The organism is Arthrobacter sp. MMS24-S77 (assembly GCF_054888235.1).
This window is the reverse complement of record NZ_JBTZRN010000001.1, coordinates 1,509,331-1,533,361: the sequence shown is the minus strand read 5'-3', so window position 1 is coordinate 1,533,361 and position 24,031 is coordinate 1,509,331. Positions and strand designations below refer to the sequence as shown.

Annotated in this window: 22 protein-coding genes and 1 riboswitch; of the genes, 3 read left to right on the top strand and 19 right to left on the bottom strand. The window is 64.6% G+C overall.

Annotation, left to right across the window (positions count from 1 at the left end; all coding sequences use genetic code 11):
- Nucleotides 1–2: 2 nt before the first annotated feature.
- Nucleotides 3–118, bottom strand: a riboswitch (SAM riboswitch).
- 160 nt (nucleotides 119–278) lie between these two features.
- The gene (locus tag ACX5I4_RS06955; RefSeq protein ID WP_461836037.1) at nucleotides 279–1,595 is read right to left on the bottom strand and encodes a bifunctional o-acetylhomoserine/o-acetylserine sulfhydrylase; all 1,317 of its coding nucleotides are present in this window, start codon (nucleotides 1,593–1,595) and stop codon (nucleotides 279–281) included.
- A gap of 249 nt (nucleotides 1,596–1,844) precedes the next feature.
- Here ACX5I4_RS06955 and ACX5I4_RS06950 point away from each other — a divergent pair, with 249 nt between their 5' ends.
- Nucleotides 1,845–2,483, top strand: coding sequence for a VOC family protein (locus ACX5I4_RS06950; RefSeq protein WP_028266517.1), 639 nt, complete (start codon nucleotides 1,845–1,847; stop codon nucleotides 2,481–2,483).
- A gap of 124 nt (nucleotides 2,484–2,607) precedes the next feature.
- On the opposite strand, the gene ACX5I4_RS06945 is transcribed toward ACX5I4_RS06950, so the two are convergent.
- Nucleotides 2,608–3,372 (bottom strand): CPBP family intramembrane glutamic endopeptidase, encoded by a 765-nt coding sequence (locus tag ACX5I4_RS06945; protein ID WP_461836036.1) that lies wholly within the window; start codon nucleotides 3,370–3,372, stop codon nucleotides 2,608–2,610.
- A gap of 100 nt (nucleotides 3,373–3,472) precedes the next feature.
- On the opposite strand from ACX5I4_RS06945, the gene ACX5I4_RS06940 reads away from it, so the two are divergent.
- Nucleotides 3,473–4,153, top strand: coding sequence for a histidine phosphatase family protein (locus ACX5I4_RS06940; RefSeq protein WP_461836035.1), 681 nt, complete (start codon nucleotides 3,473–3,475; stop codon nucleotides 4,151–4,153).
- A 4-nt stretch (nucleotides 4,154–4,157) separates the two neighbouring features.
- On the opposite strand, the gene ACX5I4_RS06935 is transcribed toward ACX5I4_RS06940, so the two are convergent.
- The 11 genes from ACX5I4_RS06935 to tdh all read right to left on the bottom strand — a co-directional run bounded on the left by ACX5I4_RS06935 (nucleotide 4,158) and on the right by tdh (nucleotide 15,507).
- Nucleotides 4,158–4,949 (bottom strand): DeoR/GlpR family DNA-binding transcription regulator, encoded by a 792-nt coding sequence (locus ACX5I4_RS06935; protein ID WP_461836034.1) that lies wholly within the window; start codon nucleotides 4,947–4,949, stop codon nucleotides 4,158–4,160.
- Between the two features lie 23 nt (nucleotides 4,950–4,972).
- Nucleotides 4,973–5,812, bottom strand: coding sequence for a class II fructose-bisphosphate aldolase (locus ACX5I4_RS06930; protein ID WP_461836033.1), 840 nt, complete (start codon nucleotides 5,810–5,812; stop codon nucleotides 4,973–4,975).
- Complete coding sequence (locus ACX5I4_RS06925) at nucleotides 5,809–6,753, bottom strand: 1-phosphofructokinase family hexose kinase (protein WP_461836032.1); 945 nt, start codon at nucleotides 6,751–6,753, stop codon at nucleotides 5,809–5,811. The genes ACX5I4_RS06930 and ACX5I4_RS06925 overlap by 4 nt, the downstream gene beginning before the upstream one ends.
- A complete protein-coding gene (locus tag ACX5I4_RS06920; RefSeq protein WP_461836031.1) occupies nucleotides 6,750–7,700 on the bottom strand; it encodes an ROK family protein in 951 nt (316 codons plus the stop codon). The genes ACX5I4_RS06925 and ACX5I4_RS06920 overlap by 4 nt, the downstream gene beginning before the upstream one ends.
- 8 nt (nucleotides 7,701–7,708) lie before the next feature.
- Nucleotides 7,709–8,626 (bottom strand): SIS domain-containing protein, encoded by a 918-nt coding sequence (locus ACX5I4_RS06915; RefSeq protein WP_461836030.1) that lies wholly within the window; start codon nucleotides 8,624–8,626, stop codon nucleotides 7,709–7,711.
- Nucleotides 8,627–8,876: 250 nt separating this feature from the next.
- A complete protein-coding gene (hutI, locus tag ACX5I4_RS06910; RefSeq protein WP_461836029.1) occupies nucleotides 8,877–10,100 on the bottom strand; it encodes an imidazolonepropionase in 1,224 nt (407 codons plus the stop codon).
- Nucleotides 10,101–10,111: 11 nt separating this feature from the next.
- Nucleotides 10,112–11,209 (bottom strand): NAD(P)/FAD-dependent oxidoreductase, encoded by a 1,098-nt coding sequence (locus ACX5I4_RS06905; RefSeq protein WP_461836028.1) that lies wholly within the window; start codon nucleotides 11,207–11,209, stop codon nucleotides 10,112–10,114.
- Between the two features lie 63 nt (nucleotides 11,210–11,272).
- The gene (locus ACX5I4_RS06900; protein WP_461836027.1) at nucleotides 11,273–11,743 is read right to left on the bottom strand and encodes a pyridoxamine 5'-phosphate oxidase family protein; all 471 of its coding nucleotides are present in this window, start codon (nucleotides 11,741–11,743) and stop codon (nucleotides 11,273–11,275) included.
- 54 nt (nucleotides 11,744–11,797) lie between these two features.
- A complete protein-coding gene (locus tag ACX5I4_RS06895; RefSeq protein WP_461836026.1) occupies nucleotides 11,798–13,198 on the bottom strand; it encodes a 6-phospho-beta-glucosidase in 1,401 nt (466 codons plus the stop codon).
- Between the two features lie 6 nt (nucleotides 13,199–13,204).
- On the bottom strand, nucleotides 13,205–14,401 hold the full coding sequence (locus tag ACX5I4_RS06890) for a glycine C-acetyltransferase (protein ID WP_461836025.1): 1,197 nt from the start codon (nucleotides 14,399–14,401) through the stop codon (nucleotides 13,205–13,207).
- Nucleotides 14,402–14,460: 59 nt separating this feature from the next.
- A complete protein-coding gene (tdh, locus tag ACX5I4_RS06885; protein ID WP_461836024.1) occupies nucleotides 14,461–15,507 on the bottom strand; it encodes an L-threonine 3-dehydrogenase in 1,047 nt (348 codons plus the stop codon).
- 114 nt (nucleotides 15,508–15,621) lie between these two features.
- Between tdh and ACX5I4_RS06880 the strand changes: the two genes are divergently transcribed.
- On the top strand, nucleotides 15,622–16,581 hold the full coding sequence (locus ACX5I4_RS06880; RefSeq protein WP_461836023.1) for a LysR family transcriptional regulator: 960 nt from the start codon (nucleotides 15,622–15,624) through the stop codon (nucleotides 16,579–16,581).
- Here ACX5I4_RS06880 and ACX5I4_RS06875 read toward each other — a convergent pair.
- From ACX5I4_RS06875 to ACX5I4_RS06850, 6 genes are all read right to left on the bottom strand, one after another.
- The gene (locus tag ACX5I4_RS06875; protein WP_461836022.1) at nucleotides 16,578–17,768 is read right to left on the bottom strand and encodes a Gfo/Idh/MocA family protein; all 1,191 of its coding nucleotides are present in this window, start codon (nucleotides 17,766–17,768) and stop codon (nucleotides 16,578–16,580) included. The two genes, ACX5I4_RS06880 and ACX5I4_RS06875, sit on opposite strands and share 4 nt — an antisense overlap.
- A gap of 26 nt (nucleotides 17,769–17,794) precedes the next feature.
- Complete coding sequence (locus ACX5I4_RS06870) at nucleotides 17,795–18,853, bottom strand: LacI family DNA-binding transcriptional regulator (RefSeq protein ID WP_461836021.1); 1,059 nt, start codon at nucleotides 18,851–18,853, stop codon at nucleotides 17,795–17,797.
- 72 nt (nucleotides 18,854–18,925) lie between these two features.
- The gene (locus ACX5I4_RS06865; RefSeq protein WP_461836020.1) at nucleotides 18,926–20,590 is read right to left on the bottom strand and encodes a type 2 periplasmic-binding domain-containing protein; all 1,665 of its coding nucleotides are present in this window, start codon (nucleotides 20,588–20,590) and stop codon (nucleotides 18,926–18,928) included.
- A gap of 110 nt (nucleotides 20,591–20,700) precedes the next feature.
- Nucleotides 20,701–21,642 carry a carbohydrate ABC transporter permease gene (locus ACX5I4_RS06860; protein ID WP_461836019.1) on the bottom strand — a complete coding sequence of 314 codons (942 nt, stop codon included), beginning with the start codon at nucleotides 21,640–21,642 and terminating at the stop codon, nucleotides 20,701–20,703.
- A 37-nt stretch (nucleotides 21,643–21,679) separates the two neighbouring features.
- Complete coding sequence (locus ACX5I4_RS06855) at nucleotides 21,680–22,717, bottom strand: ABC transporter permease (protein ID WP_461836018.1); 1,038 nt, start codon at nucleotides 22,715–22,717, stop codon at nucleotides 21,680–21,682.
- A gap of 411 nt (nucleotides 22,718–23,128) precedes the next feature.
- Nucleotides 23,129–23,728 carry a DUF5666 domain-containing protein gene (locus ACX5I4_RS06850; protein WP_461836017.1) on the bottom strand — a complete coding sequence of 200 codons (600 nt, stop codon included), beginning with the start codon at nucleotides 23,726–23,728 and terminating at the stop codon, nucleotides 23,129–23,131.
- Between the last annotated feature and the right edge of the window lie 303 nt (nucleotides 23,729–24,031).

Genomic DNA, 24,031 nt, shown 5'->3' with positions numbered 1-24,031 from the left:
TCACATCGCGCTTGCCCGCCGCCAACAAAGCGAAGGGCCAGGTCCTCACCCGGGGCACCCCACCGCGAGAGGAGGGTTGCCGGCCAGCAAGCCGGGGCTGTCACTGGCACTCATGACCTAATACAAAGAGTCTAGGAAAACCGGACCCCTTCTGACGAAGATTATGACATCTATGTGACACTTGGCCGCGTTTTGTTCATGCAAGCGGGTGCAGCGAGGCCGGCTGGCGAAGATTCATTCTGTATCGCCAGCCGGCCTCCTAAACCATCCAGGGAACCCTACGCGCCCTTCGCTGCCCGGAATCCTGCCTCAAGGTCCGCGAGGATGTCGTCGATATGCTCGATCCCGACCGAGAGGCGCACCAAGCCCGGGGTCACTCCCGCCACCGCTTGCTGTTCAGGCGTCAGTTGGCTGTGCGTCGTAGACGCAGGATGGATCACCAAGGAACGGACGTCGCCGATGTTTGCCACGTGGGAATGCAGTTCCAAGGCGTCCACGAAACGCTTGCCTGCTTCGATCCCCCCGCGGATGGTGAAGGACACGACTGCTCCGGTGCCCCTGGGCCCGTACTTCCGGCCGCGTTCGAACCAGGGGCTGGAAGGCAGGCCCGCGTAGGCGACCGATTCGACGTCGTCGCGCTCTTCGAGCCATTGCGCCACTTTGGTGGCGTTCTCCACGTGGCGTTCCACCCGCAGGCTGAGGGTCTCGATCCCCTGGGAGATCAGGAAGGCATTGAACGGGGAAACGGCCGAACCGAGGTCGCGCAAGAGCTGGACCCGGGCTTTGAGGATGTACGAGAGATTGGCGCCGAGCGCGCCGTCCTTGCCCAGGTCCCGGGCGTAGACCAGGCCGTTGTAGCTAGGGTCCGGGGTGTTGAAATTGGGGAAGCGCTCAGGTTCCTTGCCGAAATCGAAGTTGCCGGAGTCCACGATGACGCCGGCGATCGCGGCCCCGTGCCCACCCAGGTACTTGGTGGCCGAATGCACCACGATGTCCGCACCCCACTCGATGGGCCGGATCAAGTAGGGCGTGGCCAAGGTGTTGTCCACCACAAGCGGGACCCCGGCCTCGTGCGCGGTCCGGGAAACGCCTTCGATGTCCAGCACGTCTTGACGGGGGTTGGACACGACCTCGGCAAAGAACAGCTTGGTGTTTGCTTGCACCGCGTCCCGCCAGTGGTCCAGGTTGTCCGGGTCCTCGACGAAGGTCACGGAGATCCCGAATTTCTTCAGCGTGTGGGCCAACAGGTTGTAGGTGCCGCCGTAAAGGCTCGGGCTGGCGACCACGTGGTCGCCGGCCTCGGCAACATTGAGGATGGCGAACGTCTCCGCTGCCTGGCCGGAACTCAGCAGGAGCGCCGCCAGACCGCCTTCAAGGCTCGCTATGCGCTGTTCCACCGCGTCCTGCGTGGGGTTGCCGATCCGGGTGTAGATGGGCGCCAGCTCGGCCAAGGCGAAGCGGTTCGCCGCGCTTTCCGCACTGGGGAAGACGAACGAGGTGGTCTGGTAGATGGGGAGCGCCCTGGCCCCGGTGGCGGCGTCCGGCTCCTGGCCGGCGTGGATCTGGCGCGTTTCGAATGACCATCCTTGGGACATGCGGACTCCTTCGTTCGTGGGGACTCTCGGCCGTGAATCAGCCTGCCGGCCTGCTGTGTTCAGCCTGTCGGCGTTCGGTTGCGGCCAGTCTAGGGACGGCATCGCGGGCTCCGGAAGCTTTGTGACGAACGCAGTAGTTTTCGGTCCCGGCGCGTCCTGAAGTGACTCTGAGCTGCCCCTTCGATACATCCCATCTTGGTTAGGCTTGACTTAGCTGAGAGCTCCATCACAAAGTGCCAAGATGAAGCCATGCGCATGGATCACGTCTCTTACGCTTGTGAACGAGATGGCCTCTTGGCCACCACCGAGCGGATTTCCGCAGCATTGGGAGTGGACGCAGTCCGGGGCGGAGTGCACCCGCGCTTCGGTACCCGGAACATGATCATCCCCCTTGCTGACCACAAATACCTGGAAGTTGTCGAGGTCCTTGACCACCCGGCATCCGACAAGGCACCTTTTGGACAAGCCGTCCGTGCACGCTCCGCTGCAGGAGGTGGCTGGATGGGCTGGTGCGTCGCTGTTGACGACCTGAGCCCTTTCGAACAACGGCTGGGACGCGCCGCCGTCCCCGGAAACCGCAAGTTTCCGGACGGACGCGAACTCGTCTGGTCGCAAATCGGCATCCTGGGACTCATCGCCGATCCCCAGGTACCCTACTTGCTCCGTTGGGAGGGCGACCCCGCGCTTCACCCGTCCCTCGTCTACCCAAGCGACGTCAAGATGTCCAGCCTCACCATTGCCGGCTCGGCAGAGCGCGTCACTGAATGGCTCGGGGAACCCGTGGAGAAACCGCTTGAGGACGTTGCAGTCCAATGGATGGCTCCGCACGGAACACCGGGAATCATGTCGGTAACGTTCGAAACCGCCAACGGAGCCGTCACTATCTGACAGACCAGCCGTCACCACCTGACGGACCATCGGGCGAGGAGGCCCGGAAAACTTCGGCCGCCATATGCGGGTGCCAATGACGTCACCCCGCGATGGCGGCCGAAACCTTTTAACGGCGTTGTTCCTACCCCAGCCCGATTGCCTTGCCGAAGATGCTGAAGCCGACGAACGCCACGATATCCAGGAGTGCATGCGCCACCACGAGTGGCATGACCCGTTTGGTCCTCGTGTAGATCCAGGCGAACACCACACCCATGACGGCATTGCCGATGAAGGGTCCAAAACCTTGGTACAGGTGGTAGCTGCCGCGCAGGAGCGCGCTAAGCCCGATCGCCAGCGGAGTGCTCCATCCGAACTTCCCGAACCGGTCCAGGAGGTAGCCCACCACGATGACTTCTTCGACGACGGCATGGCGTACCGCGGACAGGACCAGCACCGGCACTGTCCACCAGTAGGAGTCCAGGCCGCTGGGGATGATCGCGGTCGTGATTCCCACGGCCCGGCCGGCCGCATAGAGGCCCAACGACGGTATCCCGATCAAGGCGGCGAGCCCCAGTCCCTGAAGCGCGTCGCGGCCCGGGCGGGCGAAGTTGAAGCCCAGCCGGGTGAATCCCGAGGGACCATCCGCCGTTTGGCGATGCATCGACAGGAAGTAGAACACCAGCACCACGGGGACCAGTGCGAAGGCAATATCGAGCAACTGGTAGGTGAGATCGAAGTACTCGCGGGTGCTCTGGGAACGATTGAGGGTGGACGTTGCCTGGGACAGGGGCGCCCGGGTCATCTTGTCCAACAACTGCACCACGGAGTACACGGCCGATTGGCCCAAGGACAGGCCAAGGACAATCAGCACTTCGGCGCGCAGCCGGCGCGTTGAGGCAAGGAGCATGCTCCTATCTTGCCTGCATTTGGCTGATGTTTTCCCGGGAGTTCATTCTCCGAGACTGGCCTGCACGGCGCGGGCGGCAGCGGACCCTATGCTTAGTGGGATGAGCGCGCCAGCACGAATCTTCATGATCCGGCACGGCCAGTCCGCCGCCAACGCCGACACGTCCATCTACAACCGTGTCCCCGACTACCGCATCCCGCTGACGGAGCTCGGGGTCGAGCAGGCCCGGGCCGCGGGCCGGGAACTGCGTAAGAAGCTCGACGGCGAGCCCGTGTGCGTCTACGTCTCGCCGTACCTCCGTGCCTACCAAACCCTCGAGGCACTGAACCTGGGCAACCTCACGGAAAGGGTGATCGAGGAACCCCGGCTGCGCGAACAGGACTGGGCCAACTTCCAGATCGCCGGAGACATCGGAGACCAAAAGGAGCTTCGCAACCTCTACGGCCATTTCTTCTACCGGTTCCGGGAAGGCGAATCAGGTTCCGATGTCTACGACCGCATTTCGTCCTTCATGGAAACCCTGTACCGGCATTGGGAAAAACCCGATTATGCGCCCAACACCCTGCTGGTGACCCACGGTCTCACCATGCGTCTTTTCTGCATGCGGTGGTTCCACTGGTCGGTGGAGTACTTCGAGTCCCTCAACAACCCGGGCAACGCGGCGCTACGGACACTTATCCGCAACGATCAGGATAAGTACGATCTCGACACACCGTTCAGCCAATGGGTACAGCGCAGCACGGACGAAACCGTCCTGAATGCTCCCCCGATGGTCTTCTAAGCTGCTAGGCGTCCTTGGCCACGATCACTTGGGTGCCGCTTGCTTCGAATGCGGCCTTGTCCTCGGCGGTAATCCCGGAATCGGTAATGAGACGGCGGAAATCGTAGCCCGCCATCGCCGCGAAGGCGCGCTTGCCGATCTTCGTGGAATCGGCCAGGACATAGGAATCCGTGGCACGGCGTGCCATGACGGTATTCACCATGGCCTCGCCCTCGTCCGTGATGGTGGGGCCGATCTTTGGATCAACTCCGTTGACGCCGATGAAGGCGATATCCAGGGCAACCTTCTGCATGATGACATCGGTGTAGGGCCCCACAAGTTCATACGAACGCGGGTTCAGGATGCCGCCGGTGACCATGATCTTGATGTTGGGGCGCACGGCAAGCTGGGCCGCGATATTGATGGCGTTGGTGACCACCGTCAGCATGGGCCGGTTCGAGGGTGCGTTGAGGTCCTCACGGGTGGACAGGACCTGGGCCAGGGCCGTATTGGTGGTCCCCCCGCTGAGTCCGATCACAGCCCCGGGCATGATGAGCTCCGAAGCGGCCAGGGCAATCTGCTGCTTCGCCTCCGCGTGATCATCCCTGTTGTACCGCCCCGGGAGCTCGTAGGCCACGGATCCCGTGGTTGCACCGCCGCGGGTACGGCTCAGGAGCCGTTGCTTGGCGAGGCTGTCGAGATCACGGCGCGCCGTGGCTGGTGAGACACCCAGGCGGGTCACGATATCCTCGACCTCAACATGCCCTGACTCGGCGAGGAGATCAAGGATGGCTGTCAGTCGATCGTTGCGGGTCATCACGAACCTTCCGGAAATTGAGGCTAATCCACTTTCGCGAACAGCGTCAGCAAACGTGCGGTTTCCAACACGAGGGCATCCCGTCCGGCCTTGATGTACTTGCGGGAGTCCACCACGGAGGGGTTGGCATCCAGGTACTCACGGACGGCGCGGGTGAAGAACCCGTTCAAGTGTGTGGATACGTTGATCTTAGTCATACCGGCCCGGATTGCCGCCACCAGGGTCTCATCTGCTACGCCCGAGGAACCATGAAGGACGAGCGGCAGCTGGACCGCCTGCTTCAGCCGGGTGATCAGCGCCAGGTCCAGGGTGGCGCTCCGTTCCGTCATGGCGTGCGATGAACCGACCGCCACCGCAAGGGCATCGACTCCGGTGGCTTCCACGAAGGAACGGGCCTCGGCCGGATCCGTCCGGACTCCCGGGGCATGGGCGCCGTCCTTGCCTCCGACTTTTCCGAGCTCGGCCTCAACATAGACACCGTGCTCGTTTGCGTATTTGGCAACCCGTCGCGTGACTTCAACGTTCCAGTCGTAAGGCAAGTGCGCGCCGTCGTACATCACGGAACCAAAGCCGAGGTCAACGGCTTGCAGGGCCAGCTCTTCGGATTCGGCGTGGTCCAGGTGCAAAGCCACGGGAACTGAAGCGTCCCGGGCGATGGACATTGCGCCCCGGGCAATCGGCACGAGTCCGCCGTGGAAGCGGGCGCAATTCTCCGAGATTTGCAGGATCAACGGGACCCCTGCCGCCTCCGCTCCGGCAACCAGGCCTTCTGCGGTTTCGAGGTGGATGACGTTGAAAGCGCCTTGGCCGATGCCGTTGGCGGTGGCGGTGTCCATGAGTTCCCGTGTGCTGACGAGGGTCACAGGGTCTCCTTCCAGCTGAGAATGAGTTGATTTTCGAGGTCCGCATAGAGCGGCGAGATCTCACCGGCGGCGGGCATGAGCACCGCGGCGGCGGACCAGGCCGTGGCCCTGCGCAGGATGGTGGGAATGTCGGAGACTCCGCTCGCAAGTGCGACGGCGGCCGCCGCCACTCCGGCGTCGCCGGCTCCGGTGGGGTTGCCGCTCAGTGGCTCCGGGAGCCGTGCACTCCAGTAGCCGCCGGGGGCCTCGTAGTGGAAAGCAAGCATGCCTTCGGCCCCGGCACTGACCAGGACCGTCTTGGCACCGAGGGCGATCAATTGCCGTGCGGCAGCCTCCAGGCTGCTCTCCCCCGTTGCCTCGAGGAGTTCGTGGTTGTTGGGCTTGAGCAAATCCGCCCCGGCCCGCGCGGCGGCGATGATTCCGGGACCCGAGGTATCGACGACGGCGGGGATCCCGGCGTCGTGCGCCAGACGCACCAGCGCCGGGTAGAAGTCCATCGGCGCGCCCGGCGGCAAACTGCCGGAGCCGACAAGCACTCCGGCGCCTTGCCCGTCCAGCGCCTCGACGACGGCGGCAGCCAGTGCCTGCCATTCGATTGGCTGGAGGGGGCTCCCCTGTTCATTGAAAATGGAGGTTTCGCCACCCACGGTGTCCACGAGGGCGATACTGCGTCGTGTTTCCGCGGCAACCGGAACCAAGCGATGGGGCACGCCGCTGCTACGGAGCTCTGCGGCGAATTCCGCGCCGGCGGCGCCGCCCGAAGGGGCGAGGGCCAGCACCGGGTGGCCCAGCTGGTGCGCTACCCGGGCAACGTTGAGGCCTTTTCCGCCTGCGCGGCTGAGGGGCGCAGCTACGCGATGGCTTGCGCCGGGAGTTATCCCGGCGACGTGGTAGCTGAGGTCGATGGCCGGATTGGGCGTGACCGTGATGACCCGCTTCATGGCCTGGCCCCCGTCCCAGACGCGGCCTTCGCCGCAGGAAGCAGGGCCCGGGCCCTCATCGCAGCACCAAGCAACCCTGCGTCCTGGCCAAGTTGGGCGCGCATGATGATCGGCCGGCGTTGGAAGTCGAGCAGCTCGTCAAGGCGCGAGCGCAACGGCTCCAGGAGTCCTTCCCCTGCTTCGGCAAGACCGCCGCCCACCACCACCGCTTCCGTGCCGATGATGCTTACACACTGGCTGAGGCTGAACGCGAGGGCGTCCACAGCGTCAGCCCAGATCCGCGCCGCAAGCGCGTCGCCCGCTTTGGCCCGCTCCAGGACTTCACGTGCGCCGGCGCGCGGGGTTCCGGCCTTGTCGCTGTAGCGCCGGGCGATCGCTCCGGCGGAGCCAACCCCCTCGAGGATCGTGTGGCCGGGACCATCGGGGTCTGGAACGAGGGCGTGGCCCAGTTCTCCGGCGAAGCCACCCGCGCGCACCGGGTAGCCATCGGAGATGACAGCCGCGGCGATCCCGGTGCCGACCACCATCACCACGACGTTTCGAAACTCGCGGGCGGCTCCGAAACGGAATTCGGCCTCGGCCGCCGTACTGACATCGTGCCCGAAAGAGACGGGTAGTCCGAGTCGCTGCGTGGCTTTTTCGCCAAAGGGAAAGTTGCGCCACCCCAGGTTCGCCGAGTAGACCCCCACTCCGGTGTCAGAGTCCACGATTCCCGGAACAACAATGCAGGCTGCCTTCGCCGGGTGTCCGGGGAATTCAGCGGCAAACTCAGCAGCCAGTGCGGCAATGGCGTCCAGGATCGCGTCGCCCGGCCGCAAGGGATCCCGTGGCGTCGCGACGCGGCGCAGGCCCAGGACATTCCCGGCCGCGTCGACAAGACCGGCCTTCAGGTCCGTCCCGCCGACGTCGAAGGCCAGGACTGCGGATTCAGCGGCTCCGAGAACCATGGGAAGACCTAGGCCGGGGCGTTCAGGACGACAGAGCGCGTGAGATTGCGCGGCAGATCCGGGTTGAGGCCGCGCACGCGCGCCCGCTCCAAGGTGACCTTGTGGACCCGGGCCAGCTCGGCGAGCGGGTGCTTGCCGGTGTTGACGTACAGGGCACCGGTCCGGGCCATATCGGCATCCAATCCCTCAGGCTGCACCCCGAAGAGCCACGTGACCCGGCCGGGCGCAGCAATGGAAATGGGACCGTGCCGGTATTCCATCGCCGGATAGGACTCGGTCCACCCCTGCACTGCCTCGCGCATCTTGAGGCCGGCTTCGTGGGCCAGGCCAACGGTCCAGCCGGTGCCGAGGAAGGTGAACTGTTCGGCGTCGAGCAACTCCTGGGAAACAGGGTCCGTCACTGCGGTACGTGCGTGCTCGATGGCGGTGCCGAGTTCGATGCCCAGGCTCGAGAGAAGGTACACCAGTGCGGTGGTGGCGAAGCGGGTCTGGACCACCGACTTCTCGTCGGCGTACGGAAGCCCGATGACGGCGTCGGCCAGGGTGGTGATGGGTGAATCCACGTCGCCGATGAGCGCAACCGTCCTGACCTTTCCGCGCAAGGCTTCCAGGAGCTCAAGTACCTCCGTGGTGGTGCCGGAGCGGGTGATGGCGATGACGGCGTCGTACTGGCGCCCGGTGCTGTTGTGATTGAGGAAGGCTTCCGACGCTGCGAACGCGTCCGTGACGCCCTTGCCCGCGGCTTCGCGGGCAGCTGCATAGCTTTGCGCCATGAACCATGAGGTGCCGCAGCCGACGACGGCGATCCGCTCGCCATCAGCAGGCAGCACATGCTCAGCCTTGGATTGATCGATGGCCCGCTGCCAGACCTCGGGCTGCGAAACAAGCTCTTCTTCCATGAAGGCCCCGAGGGTGTTGTTACTCATCGCACTTACCATTCCTGTCCGCGCTTCTTCGACGCACTCTGCAACACTCAATGATTTGACGTTTTATGATCCATATAAACACTAAACGATCATTTTCAATCGCACAAGGATCGCTGGGAGCTCTGGCGCGCCGGGCAAATGGGAATGACCACCCCTACGGAAGAACCCCGCTTTGGCGTCGCTAGAGTGCACAAGCAAAAGCAGGGCCCCTCCATATGGAAAGGCCCTGCCTGGTGTTGCAGAGACGGCTTTACAGCGCGCGGACGCCGGCCCGCCACACCGCGAAAGTCAGCGGGATACCGGGGCGGTAGGCCAGGTGCGTGGCCGACGGCGCCTTGAGCATGTGGAGGTCTGCACGGTGCCCGACGGCGATCGAGCCCACCGCCCGTTCGCCGTCGACGTCGTTGCCCGACTCCCTGCCGAGCGCTAGCGCCCCGCCGTAGGTGGCCGCCCGGACGGCTTCGTGGACGCTCAAGTGCATCTGCAGCACCGCCGTGGTGACGCAGAAGGCGATAGAACTTGTGTAGGAGGTGCCGGGATTGCAGTTCGCGGCCAAGGCAATCTGCACCCCCGCGTCGATCAACGCGCGGCCCGGCGCGAGCGGCTGCCGGGTGGAGAGATCGCAGGCAGGCAGGCACGTGGCCACCGTGCCGCGCGCGCCCGTTCCGGTGGAGGCATCCCAGCCGCTCCACGTCCCCGCGAGCGCCCGGATATCGGCCTCGGAAAGGTAGTTGACGTGGTCGACGCTGGCCGCGCCGAACTCCACAGCCAACTGGACGCCAGGTCCTTCACCCAACTGGTTGCCGTGGACGCGCAGGCCCAGGCCCGCATCGCGGCACGCGGTCAGGACGCGGCGCGACTGTTCTTCGGTGAAGGCACCGCGCTCGCAGAAGACATCGGCCCAGCTGACATACGGGCGGACGGCGTCGAGCATCGGACCGCAGACGAGATCCGTGTATTCCTCGGCGTCGGCTCCGGCCGGGACCAAGTGCGCGCCGAGGTAGGTGACTTCGTCCACGGTCGCTGCCGCGATGCGTGCGCTGCGGGCCTCGTTTTCAAGGTCCAGCCCGTAGCCGGTCTTGCTCTCAAGGTAGGTGGTGCCCTGGGAAACGGCTTCGGCCACGCGCCCGGCAGCGAGTCGCGTCAGTTCCTCGTCGCTCGCGGCGCGCGTGGCGCCGGTGGTGACGGCGATCCCGCCGGCGCTGTAGCTCTGGCCGGCCATCCTGGCCTCGAATTCGGCAGTGCGGTCTCCGGCGAAAATCAGGTGCGAATGCGAATCCACCCAGCCCGGAAGCACGGCGCGGCCTTCAGCGTCCACGTGCTCGTCAGCGGCGGGAGCCTCGGATGCGGAGCCGATCCAGGAGATCCGCTCACCCTCGATCACCACGGCGGCGTCTTTGAGGACGCGATGCTCAGCATCCTGGGTCATCAATTCGCCGATGTTGCTGATCAGTGTGCTCGTGTGCCCGCTCATGAACCTATTGTTCAACGGCGGATGGACCAACGGGTGGCCGCGAGCGACCCCGGTGTCCGGGATACCGGACTGATGCCGGATACGGAGCCCAGGATCTCGGCGGCCGCCAGCTCGGCAATGGCGGAGGAGGTCTGGAAACCATAGCCGCCTTGGCCTGCAAGCCAGAAGAAGCCGGGAGCTTCGGCGTCGAATCCCACCACCGGGACGCCGTCGGCAGCCTCCGTGCGCAACCCGGTCCAGGCCTTGGCGACGGAGCGAATGCCCATCGACGTCAGCGAGTTCAGCCGCGCCACGAGTGCTTCCACGTCCCCCGGCCGCGGCCGGGCGTCCTCCGGGCCGCTCGGCACTGTCTCCGACGGTGAAATCAGGACTTGTTCGCCTTCGGGCCGGAAATAGTACGAATCATCCGCTGCCGCCACCATGGGGCTTCCCGGCGGAAGGGGGCGTTCGACGTCGACAATCGCCGCCGTGCGGCGGAACGGCTGCAATCCGAGCTTCTCAACACCGCTGAGCACCGCAAGTTCGTCGGCCCAGGCACCTGCGGCATTGACGACGACGGCGGACTGGAAGCCTTCCAGCCCGGCGCCCAGTTGCCAGCCAGAGCCGAGGCGTTGGGCCGAATGGACCCGGGCGCCGGTGACGATGTCCACTCCGCCAGCTTCGGCACGCTGCCGATGGTCCTCCAGCAACACGGGCGCATTGCAGGCGAAAGATCCGGTATCCAGGCCCGCGGCCGTGAAAGATCCAGGGTTGAGGGCCGGGCACAGTTCAAGGGCTTCCGCGTGGGTGATGGGGTGCATATGACCGCTGGCTTCCGCCTTGACCGTTGCTTCGTCGCCCACCAACATGAACGAGCGCGGTGCCAGCACCGGCACCGGCAACTCGGCGTCGCGGGCTGCCAACAGCTCCAGTGTCCGTACGGTGAGTTCCTGCACGACGGCGGGTCCATAGCTCGGAATCAACTGCCGGGCCGAGCGGGACGACGTGTGGTAGGCCAGCGTTTGTTCGGCCTCCACGAGGGCCACCGAACATTGGCCGGCCAGCGCCGAGGCGAGGGACAATCCGGCGATGCCGCCGCCGACAATTACCACGTCATAGTTTGCAGCCATCACTCCATCCTGTCAGCGCGGGGGCCAACTTGCGAAGAGACTCGGCGCGTGGGCCCAGCGGCGCTATTCCACCGCGGACGGCTTAATTCCGCTGTACGGTGTCCACCAGGTCAGGGGCGCCGTGACGGTAAAGCGCCGCCCCGAGATCGAGTCCGCAGGAATCCGGACGAAGTGGTCCTTCCGGCCGGCTTCCCAGGGAAACAGGGGCAGCGCGAACGAGTTGACGACGTCGTCGATCTGTTTGATGGGCGCTGCTTTGCCATGGAGCACGACGCTCCATGCGACTCCGGTGTCCGGGTCGACGCCGTCTACCTCCATGGCCACCGGGAAGTCGCCCATGGCTGCGGAGAGCTTTGTGCCCGCGCCGGTTCTGAAGACAACCGTCCCCTGGTCCACGGCGTAATTGATGGGGAAAATGTCGGGGTGGTCTCCGAGCCACACCGCCAGCCTGCCGACGGACACGCCCCTGAGGAGATTCCAGCATTGCTGGGAATCCAACACCTCGGTGCGAGGTAGTGCTGCATCTTTGTCCATGCTGCCGATCCTAGGCCTCTGATCCTTCTCGGGACAGGGCTTAGGCGAATGGGTTCAGCGCAGGTATTGGAGCTGACTGAAGTGGCTGATGTAGTCGTCCAAGAGCGCTTCTGCCACTCTGACCGAATCCACCAGCGGGTTCATGGCCATCGCCTTGTAGGCGGAACGCCGGGAACCAGTGAGCGCCGCGTCGATCGTGGCGCGTTCCACAGCCTTCGCGTTGATGACGAGTCCCCGGGCGTAGTCCGGAAGGGCCTTGGCCGGGAGCAGGCGGACTCCATGGGCATCCACCACGCAGGGTGCCTCGATGACGGCGTCGGCGTCGAGCTCAGCCAAGGTGCCCTTATTGGGGACGTTCAGGATCAAGCGGGCCGTTTCCCCTTGACTGATGGCCCGCATAATGGCCAACGCAACGGTCTCGTAGCCGCCCGACACCAGGTCCTCGGCATCGCGTTCGAAGGTGCCGGCCGCGTCCCGGTTGCTCTGCATGTAGGTCTCTTCGCGATCCAGCTTGGTCTTTTCCCAGAGCCGGAGGGCAGGTTTGGACGCCGGGTCCCTCGTGGTGGGCTCCGCGCCGCCGTCGTTTGCTTCCCCAAGCCCGCCGTAAAAGGACCACTGCTGCCGCGCCAAATAGGCGCCCCGGGTGCTCGCGGCACGGCGATCGGCGTCGAGCGCTTCCCGCGTGAAGTAGTAGTAGTGCAGATACTCATTGGGAACCGCGCCAAGTGCTTGGATCCACGAAGCGCCGAACAGCCGGCCCTCTTCAAAGGACTCGATGGCGGCTGCGTCGGCCAGGAGGCGCGGCAGGACGTCCTCACCATCGACCACCAGCCCACGCAGCCAGCCCAGGTGGTTCAGCCCGATGTAGTCGATGTCGACGGAGCCGTCGCGAAAGGCTGCCGCACCGCGGTGGAATCCTGCCGCAGCCAGCGATCGCCGGGCCAGCCCCACAGGCGAATCACAGATCCCCACCACCTTGCTGCCAAGGACTCGCGTCATGACCTCGGTGATGACGCCTGCCGGATTGGTGAAGTTGATGAACCAGGCGTCCGGTGCGTGCTTCTTCACTGCCTCAGCGATGTCCAGGACCACGGGAATGGTCCGCAGGGCGTAGGAAATCCCCCCTGCGCCCACGGTCTCCTGCCCGATCACCCCATGCTCAAGCGCAATCCGCTCATCCGCGGCGCGCCCCTCCAGGCCACCCACCCGGATGGCGGAGAAAATGAAGTCGCTGCCTGGCAACGCCTCCGGCAAGTCCGTAAACGTCCGGACTGCCGGTGCATCGGGGACCCCCTCGGCCATGTCGGCGAGGACCCTGGCCACCACGCCCAGGCGTGCGGGGTCGGCGTCGAACAGCCTGAGTTCGGTGACGCGGCCGGGCCCATGGTCGGACAGCAAAGCTGAATAGACCAGGGGTACCCGGAATCCCCCGCCGCCCAGGATGGTGAGGATCATGGGAACTCAGAGCCCCGCGGCCGCGCGGCTCTTCACGAAGGCCTGGACACACGCCTCGACGTCCTCGGAGCTGTGCGCAGCCGAAAGCTGGACGCGGATCCGAGCGGCGCCCTTGGGTACCACGGGGTAGCTGAACGCCGTGACGAAGACCCCGTGGTGGAGCATCTCGTCGGCTACCTTCGCGGCAACAACGGCGTCGCCGAACATCACCGGGATGATCGCGTGTTCGCCGTCGAGCAGCTCGAAGCCTTCCTCGTTCATGCGGCGGCGGAACAGGGCTGCGTTCTCGAAGAGCCTGGAGCGGAGTTCGCGGGAACCCTGGACCAGCTCGATCGCCTTGATGGTGGCTGCAACGATGGCCGGAGCCAAGGAGTTGGAGAACAGGTACGGGCGGGCCTTCTGGCGCAGCATGGCGATGATTTCGCCGCGGCCGGAGACGTAACCGCCGGAAGCGCCGCCGAGGGCCTTGCCGAACGTGCCGGTGAAGATATCGACCCTGTCGGACACGCCTGCGTGTTCCGGGGTTCCGGCCCCTGTGGCACCCATGAAGCCGACGGCGTGGGAGTCGTCCACCATGACCAGTGCATCGTGCTTTTCCGCGAGATCGCAGATGGCCTCGAGCGGGGCGAGGTACCCGTCCATCGAGAAGACGCCGTCCGTCACGATGATCTTGCGTCGGGAACCTGCGGCTTCAAGCAGTTTGGCTTCGAGATCGGCCATGTCCTGGTTGGCGTAGCGGAAGCGCTTGGCCTTGCTGAGCCGGATGCCGTCGATGATGGAGGCGTGGTTCAGGGAATCGGAGATGATGGCGTCCTCAGGCCCGAACAGGGACTCGAAGACTCCCCCGTTGGCGTCGAAGCAGCTGGAGAACAAGATGGTGTCCTCGGTTCCCAGGAACTCGGAGACCCGAGCTTCGAGCTCGAGGTGCAGGTCCTGGGTGCCGCAGATGAAGCGCACCGATGCCATGCCGAAGCCGCGCTCGTCCATGGCGGACTTGGCGGCGGCGATGATGTCCGGGTGGTCCGCCAGTCCAAGGTAGTTGTTGGCGCAGAAGTTCAAGACGGTGTTGGCGGGCTGGCCGAGCTGGCCGGCGGAGATGTGGCTGGCCTGCGGCGAGTCAATGTGGCGTTCGGTCTTGAAGAGTCCTGCGGTGCGGATCTCTTCCAGTTCGCCCTGCAGCTGGTCTTTGATGCTTGAGTACATTGGTGGCTCCTGGTACTGGGTCTTGGGGAGGACTTTACGGCGTCTTAGATTTCGGCGTTCTAGAGTTCGGTCCAGTCGAGGACTACCTTGCCGCCTGAGCCGGCGCGGGCGATCTCGAAGCCCTTTTCCCAGTCGGTTGCGGACAGCTTGTCCGTGACGACGGCGGAAATGTTCCGGTGCAGTGTTGGATTGGAGGACAGCATGGCGCTCATGGCGTACCAGGTTTCGTACATCTCGCGGCCGTAGATGCCCTTGAGGGTCAGCATGTGGGTGACCACTTTGCCCCAGTCGATATCGATGGACTGGCTGGGCAAGCCAAGCATGGCGATGCGTCCGCCGTGGTTCATGTTGTTGATCATCTCAGGCAGGGCCGTGGGGTGCCCGGACATTTCCAGGCCGATGTCGAATCCTTCGCGCATGCCGAGCTCGCGTTGGGCATCCTTGACTCGCATCTTCGAGACATCGACGGCGAGGTCCACGCCCATCTTCCGGGCCAGCTCAAGCCGCGGGGCGGACACATCCGTGATGGCGATCTTGCGGGCACCGGCGTGGCGCGCGACGGCGATTGCCATGAGTCCGATGGGGCCCGCACCGGTGATGAGCACGTCCTCGCCGACCAGCGGGAAGCTCAGCGCAGTGTGGACGGCGTTGCCGAAGGGGTCGAAGATGGCGCCAAGCTCCGGGGTGACGGAGGGATCGTGGTGGACCCAGACGTTGGTCTCCGGGATGACGACGTATTCGGCGAAGGCGCCATCGCGCTGGACGCCGACGGACACTGTGTGGATGCACATCTGCCGACGACCGGCACGGCAATTGCGGCAAATGCCGCACACCACGTGGCCTTCACCGGAGACGCGGTCACCCACCTTGACGTCGCGGACGTCCTCGCCTACGGCCACCACTTCACCGTAGAACTCGTGGCCCGCAATCAGCGGCGCCTCGATGATGCTCTGTGCCCAGGCGTCCCAGGACTGGATGTGCAGGTCCGTTCCGCAGATACCCGTGGTCATGACACGGATCTTGACGTCGCTGGGACCGGCCTCCGGCTCGGGACGTTCGACGAGTTCAAAACCGGCGTGTGCGCCGGACTTGTACAGAGCCTTCATGGGTCTTCCTAACTCAAGGGGTGGGCCGCTTGTGTGCCGTTTCACTTCATTGAAGCCCCACGAACGGTTTAGCACAACTAGGTTTTTCTCAATCAACGATTTAGCATTTACTAAATGGAAGTACACCAGCTCCAGATGCTCAGGGAACTAGGAGATCTTGGCAGTGTCAAGGCCGTCGCGGAGACGCTCATGGTCACACCATCGGCCGTCTCCCAGCAGCTCGCGCTCTTGCAGAAGTCCGTCGACGTGCCCCTGACGCGCAAGGAAGGCCGCGCCTTGGTGCTCACGGATGCAGGCAGGGTCCTCGCCGACGCCGGAGCCGCCGTCGTGAACGCGCTCGCGGACGCCCGGGCGGCGATCGGCGCTTACCACGACTCCCCTGGTTCCACCGTGACCGTGAGCGCCTTCCACAGTGCGGGGCAGGCCCTGTTCGCTCCGCTTGCGGCCTTGCTGGCCGCCGCCGGCAGCGCGGGTCCGGAACGCGGCGTCCCCCGCTTGAAGCTCGCCGACGAGGACGTCGCACAGGAAGATTTTCCTGGACTTGCGGCGCGGTACGATCTGGTGCTCGCGCATCGGATGGAGCACAGTCCCGAGTGGCCCACCGACAAGGTGGCTGTGATCCCGCTCGCAGACGAACCACTCGACGTGGCGCTGCCCGCCGGGCACCCGCTCGCGGCGCGCCGCGAACTCAGGCCGGCCGACGTCGTCGGGCAGCCTTGGGTGACCAGCCGCGCCGGTTACTCCCCCGCGGACGTGCTGGCCGCCGTCGTCGCTGTCAGCGGACGCCCCGCGGAAGTCCTCCACCGGATCAACGACTACTCCACGGTGGCCTCGCTCGTGGCAGCCGGCGGAGCGATTGGTTTGCTCCCGCGGTTCACTGCCCGGCGCGTGCTGGATGCGGGCGTGGTCTTGCGTCCGCTGGCGGGGGTCAATTCGGTGCGAAAGATCGACATCCTGGCTAGGCCGGAAACCCTGAAACGGAAGTCGGTCATGACCGTCTGCGAAGCGCTGCAGACCGTCATGACCGAACTCGCGGGGGGCACCTCACCTGGCGCCTCCCAGCCCGGACGCTAAGGTTCCCGGACCAAGGCGGGCTGGCCGGCTTCGAAATACTCCACGAGGTCATGAGGCAGGGCCGGAACGTCGCGGGCGGAACCGTCGCCGCGCAACGACTCCGCGGCCAGGACACCGGCAGCAACCGCCTGGCGGGCCGCGATCGGATTGGTCTGGGTCTGGCCACCCTCTGAAGCGAAGCGGAGGAATTCCGCGATCAGGAGCGGATCGGAACCACCGTGGCCGCCTTCGCCGTCCTGGATCTCGATCACGTCATCCGGCTCAGCGAAACCCCTCGTGCGAGTGGTCCACACCTTGATAAGTTCGCCCGGGCCGTCGCCGAAGTTCTCGATCCTGCCCTTCGTTCCGATCACGGTGTAGTTCCGCCAGTAATCCGGCGTGAAATGGCACTGCTGGTAGGACGCGAGCACACCGTTGTCGAGGACCATGTTCATCATCGAAATGTCCTCGACGTCGATGGTCTCCGCGAGGTCCTGCTGCTCGGTGGGCGGCCAGTTGCCGATCGAAAACCAGTCACCCATGCGCTTGCCGCTGTTGTCGCTGCGCTTGGACACCGAGCCGTAGACGGCCAGGTCCCCGACGGCGGACACGCGCCTGGTGTACCCCTTGGCGAGCCAGTGGATGACGTCGATGTCGTGCGCCCCCTTCTGCAGTAAGAGCGAGGTGACGTTCTTGCGCTCGGAATGCCAGTCCTTGAAGTAGTAGTCTCCGCCGTGGCCAACGAAGTGCCGGCACCACACGGCCTTGACCTCGCCGATCCTGCCTTCCTCAATGAGCTCGCGCATTTGGACCACCACGGGCATGTGCCGCATGTTGTGGCCGACGTAGAGCCTGGTGCCGGTTTCGTAGGCGGTCCGCAGGATCTGGTCCGCGGCCTCGATGGTGACATCAAGGGGCTTCTCGCAGAAAGTCGGGATTCCTGCCTTGAGGGTACGGACCGCGACGGCGGCGTGCTGGTTGTCCGGAGTAAGGACCAGGACGGCGTCGATGCCGCTGTTCAGGAGTTCCTCAAGATCGGCCGTCACGCGGGCCGTGGGAATCCGTTCGGACGCATCCGCGCGGCCACGTTCGCTCGTGTCGCACACGATGGTGACTTCCGAGCCTTGGCCGGGCTTGTGGGCGTGGCGCCACAGCCCCGCGCGCAGGCCGAAGCCCACCAGGCCAATCTTCATGTCAACCGTTTCCATTTGCTGGTGAATCCTTCTGTTGGTTCTCAAAAAAGTCGTGTTGCGGCAGTGCGATGCGGGGCCGATTCCCGCACGAACAGTTGCCAAGGGAAGTCCATGACCGCCGGACCGGAAGCTGCTCCGCCGCGGGAAGCACCGCCGTCGACGGCTCGCTTCAAGAGAAGGCGCGCAATCCGGTCGAAAAAGTCCACTGGACCCACCGTGCTGAGGGAGGGCGACATCCGCTCGCCCTCAATGGTGTTGCCGACACCGATGATGTCCACGTCCCGGCCGACGGTCAGTCCGAGGCGCTGCGCGGCGTTGATGGCACTGACGGCGGCAAAGTCTGTCACCGCGTAGACCGCGGTTGGCCTGTCTTTCAAGCTGAGCAGGCGCATAGTGGCGGCATAGGCACCGAGGGTGGTGCCGTCGAAGGTTCCCACGAAGTCCCCGTTCAGGGGGATGCCGGCCTCTTCCAACGCCGAGGTGTAGGCGCCGTACCTCGGCCCACCCGGGGGCCGCCCGGCATGCGCGGGCACCAGGCACGCCACCTCACGGTGGCCGTTCAGGAGATGCTCCACGGCAAGCTTGCAGCCGGGACCGGCAACCGATCGAATGACGTCGAAACCCGCAGGCTCAAGGACCTCGTCGAAAACCACCAGGGTGGTACCGCGTCCGGCGAGTTCCTCAAGGGCGCCCCGGTCCTTTTCGCGCACGGCGTCCACGAATACCGCGTCGGCGTCGTGGCTTTGCAGGACCCGCCCCCAATCCGCGTCGCCGAGGATCATGGGGGTGATGCCCAGCGGGGCGGCGGCTCGCTGTACGGCCTCGATCACGGACAAGGACCACGGATCGGAGAGCATGGTCAGGGACAGGATGACCGTGTTGGTCCGCCCCGTGCGGATGGCCCGGGCCGCCTGGTTGGGGCGGTAGCCGAGCCGCTCAGCGGCCGACTTCACCTTCTCAGCGGTCGAATCGGACACGCCTGGCCCGCTCTCACCGCGACGTCCGGACATCACGTAGGACACCGTGGCCGTGGAGACCCCTGCTTCTGCCGCAACCATGCGGATCGTGGGACGCACTCCGGCGCCCGTGGCCTTGACCATGTCTCCCCCTTTCGGCGGTGGCGGCAATCATGCCGCCACCGCTGGCGATCATTTCCTAGAAGTCTGGCCCCGTCAGGCGCCGAAGACGGGGACGTCGGACGGCAATGCCGCCTGGTACTCGTCACGGATTTTGTCGCCGCCGTCGGACTTCCAGCGCTTCAGCGCGTCCTTCAATTCGTCCATCTTGGCGCGTCCGGTGATGATGTCCACCACCTTGTCCCGGAATGGCGCCTGGATTTTCGCCCCGACTTTGGAGTTGGTGTCCGAGTAGGTGCCGTTGGTCGGATTACGCCACGCCAGGTCCAGGAGTTTCTGTTCCTGCTCGATGATGTATTTTGTGTCCTCGTCGAAGCCCGGGTTGAAGATGACGTTCTCGGGGCTGGACATGATGTTCAAGGCCGAGGCAAGACCTGGGATATTGGTATTTCCGGACTCGGTCATCTGCGGGCTGCCCTTCTGGTCCAGGGTGTAGTCCTTGCCCAGCTCACCGTAGTTCTTCTGCATGTACTCGACAGTGCCGAACGGGGCGGACAAGTAGTTGATCAGGGCCAGCAGTTCGCGGATCTTGCTTTCGTCTGCCTTCTTGAACGGCGTGAATCCGACCGTGCCGTAGCCCATGTCATATGTCGGCTTGGCTTTTCCGTCGGCGCTGAACGGCACCAGGATGTCGAACTTCGCCGTTTCACTCAGGGCCCGGTACTGGCGCATGCCATGCGGCCCAACGATGACCTGTGCGCCGACTGTGCCGTTGACCACCCGGTTGCGGATGTCCGTGGCTTTGGTGTCCGGGTAGAAGACTCCAGCGGCAAACATCTTCGCCGTGAATTCGACGCCGGCCGCGTAGGCATCCGTTTCATACAGGTGCTTCAGGGTCCGGTCCTTGCCCACCGCCCAACCGTTCGGTGCGCCGAACCACTCGGTGACCATGTGCAGGGCATTGATGTACGCCGGTTCAAGGGCGTAGCGTTGCTCCCCCGGACGCGTGATTTCCTTGGCCTTCACGAGGAACTCCTCGGCATTGCTGGCACTGAACCCACCCACTTTGTCCCACGTCGCGTGGTTGCCGAGGTAGACCTGGCCGAAGGGAGTGCTCGGGATCGGAGCGCCCCAGATCTTTCCGTTCACGACGGCGGTCTTCCAGGAATCGGGCTTGAGCGCCGCGAGGTTGGGGTACTCAAGAACCGCATCGCCGGAGAGGTACTTGGTGAGGTCCTGGAACTTTGCTTCGAGCATGGGACCGACATTGGGGATGCCCTGGTTCGGCGGAACCCACATCATGTCCGGGAGATCGTTGCTTGCCAGGACGGTGGCGAACTTGGCGGGATAGCCATCACCGATGTCCTCGGCGATCTGCAGCTCGAGGTCTCCGCCGAGCTTGGCATTGAGGCGCTGCCAGAAGGCGTTGTCCTTCATGCCCGGGCTCATCGTGTCGAAAGTCTCGGTCAGGCCGGTGACCTTGCCCTTGAGCGGAGCGGAGGTGACGGATTGAACGGGTGTGGGGAGCTTGAAGTAGGCGGACTGCAAGCCCTTGGCGTTGCCGGGGAGGTCCGGGGTAAGGCCGGTGAACTCCTTGTACGTCGGCAGTTTGACGGAAGCGGAGGCAGCGGCGCCCCCGTTTCCGGCGCCGCCGGCTCCTCCGCCACAAGCGGCGAGCCCAACGGTAGCGACAGTCAACCCGGCGAGGCCGAGGAATCCGCGCCGGCTGACGCCGGAAGTGCCTGGGATGGTACTGGTCATGGCAGAACCCTTTCTGAGGTGGTGTGGGTGGTGCAGTGTGCGATGGTTTGGTTCGTGGTGGCTTGGGGCTCGGCGGGCGGGGCTCGGCGGGCGGGGCTCGGCGGGCGGGGCTAGCCCTTGACCGCGCCGGTAATGACGCCCTTGGCGAAGTGCTTCTGCAGGAACGGGTAGACCATGAGGATGGGGACCAGCGCCACCACCACTACGGCCATCTGGATGGATTGCGGTGGCGGCGCGGTGGTGATTCCCAGCTGGTCCGCGGCGCCGCTGCCCTGCACGACGAAGTTGCGCAGGAGCAATTGGATGGGCCACTTGCTGTGATCGTTGATGTAGAGCAGCGCGTTGAAGAATGAGTTCCAGAATCCCACCGCATAGAACAGCCCGACGACGGCGATCACGGCTTTGGATAGCGGCATCACGATGCGCCACAGGATTTGCCAGTCGGTGGCGCCGTCGATCCGTGCACTCTCGATCAGTTCACCGGGGATGTTCATGAAGAAGGACCTCATGACCACGAAGTTGAAGGCACCGAAGATGCCGGGCAGGATCAGGGACCACAAGGAGTCCAAGAGGTTCAGCTGGCGGATCATCAGGAACGATGGGATGAGCCCGGGGGCAAAAAGAAGCGTGAACAGCACCGCGAGGATCACCGGCCGGCCAAACAGCACAGTACGGCTGGTGGCATAGGCCATGGTGATGGTAACGAAGAGCGCCAAGACGGTGCCGATCGCGGTGACAAACAGGGACACCCCGAGTGACTGGATGACCATGGGGCCCTTGAAGATGGTGACGTAGGCGTCCAGGGTTGGCCGCTCGGGCCACAGGACGAATCCACCGGCACGCATGAGCTGATCGTTGTCCGCCAAGGAGGTGGACACGACCAGCAGGATGGGCGTCAGGATCGAGACGCTGAAAACAATCAGGACCAGCGCCTTGATGGTTTGGTAGAGGGGCGAGGGCCGCTCTTTCCAGACAGGCCGCTTGGGGTTGTAGCTCAGTTCCTTGACCTTGCGGGCGGCAAGGGGCTTTCTGGCGGTCAGTGTGGTTGCCATAGTGTTCTCCTCGTGCGAAATCCGGGCTAGCCGGGGGCTAGCCGACCTTCTTCGCAAAAATTCCGTCTTCGCCGAAGCGGTGGGCAAGTTTGTTGGCTGCATAGATCAGCAGGGCGCTGACCACTCCTTTGGCGAGTCCGGCGGCGGCGCCGGAACTCCATCCGCCGCCGATGACGCCGGTGTAATACGTGAAGGTGTCCAGGACTTCCGCGGCTCCGGCCCCGACTGCGTCGCGCTGCAGGATGAACTGCTCAAAGCCCACCGAGAGGATGTCGCCGATCCGGAGGATGAGAAGCAGGACGATGACAGGACGGAGCCCGGGGAGCGTGATGTGCCACATGCGACGCCAGCGGCCCGCGCCGTCGGCCGCTGCTGCCTCATACAGCGAGGCATCGATGCTGGCGAGAGCGGCCAGGAAGATGATCATGGCCCAGCCGGCGTCCTTCCAGATCATCTGGGCGACCACCAGAACGGGGAAAGACTCGGGGTTCGTCATGAATGGCACAGCTTCCATGCCGAACTGCCGCAAGGTGTTGTTCACGAACCCCGCGCCGCCGAGCATCTGCTGGAAGAAAGCGATGACCAGCACCCAGGACAGGAAGTGCGGCAGGTACGCGATGCTCTGGAACACCTTCCGCACCCGGGCACTCACCAGTGAGTCCACGATCAACGCCAACACCAGGGGCACCGGGAACAAGAAGACCAGTTGCCAGGCGGCCAGGTAGAGCGTGTTCCAGAAGGCGTGGACGAAGTCCGGGTTGCCGAACAGATCCACGAAGTTCTGCCAACCTACCCAGAGGCTGTCTCCGATCCCGAGGTAGGGCTGGTAGTCCTGGAACGCGATCACATTGCCCAGGATGGGAACGTAGAAGAACAAAAGCAGGAACGCGATGCCCGGGAGCATCATCAGAAGCATCTGCTTGTCGCGGCGCAGGCGGGACCTGACAGACTGTGCCACCGGAACGGGAGGCTTGCTCCGTTTCAGCCTGCCTCTGCTCAGCCGCTTCCCTTCGGCATGGGCCGGGACGCGGTCTGCATCCGGCAGCGCCGGGGCTTCTTCCGTCGTCGAGTTCATGCGTTCTCCTCGTGTTTTGGTGGCGCGTGGTGGGTTCGCTCGGAACCGGGCAACGTTTCGAATGGGCCATGTGATGTCGGCCACGCTCGTTAACCGTTTAACAAACCATAAGTGACGCCCATCTCTTTTTGCAAGATCATGATTGAAACTTGACCAGAAGATCAGATTTCGTCACCGGGCACGGGCATTGCGACAGCGTCGCATGCGCGACAGAACCAAGCGCGAGCATCCCAGCGGGACTCTGCCCGCGCCGTCGTCGTGGAACAGTTGCTGCTGCTTTGGCGGGGACGCATCGTGAAGACGCTTGAGGGCCTGGCGGAAGGGCTTCGTGCGCGACGGCGAACTGGTGCCGTGGGCGCCTGTCACCATGATGCTCCAGCCCGTGCGGGACCGGCTCGCGGCGGCCGCTTCCTAGACGCTGCCTCCGTAGCCCAGCCGCCGTCCGCTGCCATTGGGCACTGCCGGCAGGGTACCGGAAATGATTCGGGTTGCCGTGACCGCGGTGCCGCTCTTCGTACCGGAGACCGCGACGGTGTCGCCCGCCTTGAGGTCAGTGGCCTTGATGGTCTGAGTCGCTGGCTTCCGGCCTTGCACACCCGTTCCGGTAGCAGCGATCTTGACGATGGTGGTTGACGACGTGATCGCATAGCTCTGCGTGAAGCCGTCATCGCTCTTCACGGAAATGTTCGAATCGCTGACCGACTGCACGGTGCCACGCTGCGTCACCATGGTCGTGAACGTGCCGTCCTTGTTCTTGACAGTGAACTCACCGTGGATTCCCGGGCCGGCGAAGCCGCGCGGAAGTACGGGAAAATGCTTGGCATTGCCGGGTGACGGGGTGGCGGGTGATGTTGTTCCGGGTGACGCCGAGCTCGTAGGCGTCGCGCTCACCACGTACGAAGGGATGATCTGGCCGGCAGCCCAGACTGCGGCCACACCACCGCCGCTCAAGACGACGGCGATGCCGCCGGCGATGAGGGCCTTACGCAGGCCCGGAGTCATAGTGGGCATGGCCGAATCCTTCCTCCGCTCCTCCCCGAACCGGCAAGGGGCGGGCAGCAAAGAACTGATGACTCCATAATGTGCCTTAAAGCTGTGTACCTGCTGTGGATCCAGACACAACTAACTCGCAGTTGTTGTCGTTTTGACGGCTCAGAACGACAACAACTGCGGGGGCCCACGCCGCCAGGGTTCCCTGGCCGTGGGGCCACACCGGCGAGGGCCCCGGCCTGAGCTTGCGAAGGCTGGGAGCCGGTGGGGACTTGCGAGGCGAGGGTGGCGGTGGGGACTAGTTGGGTGAGGCGCGGGTGGCGG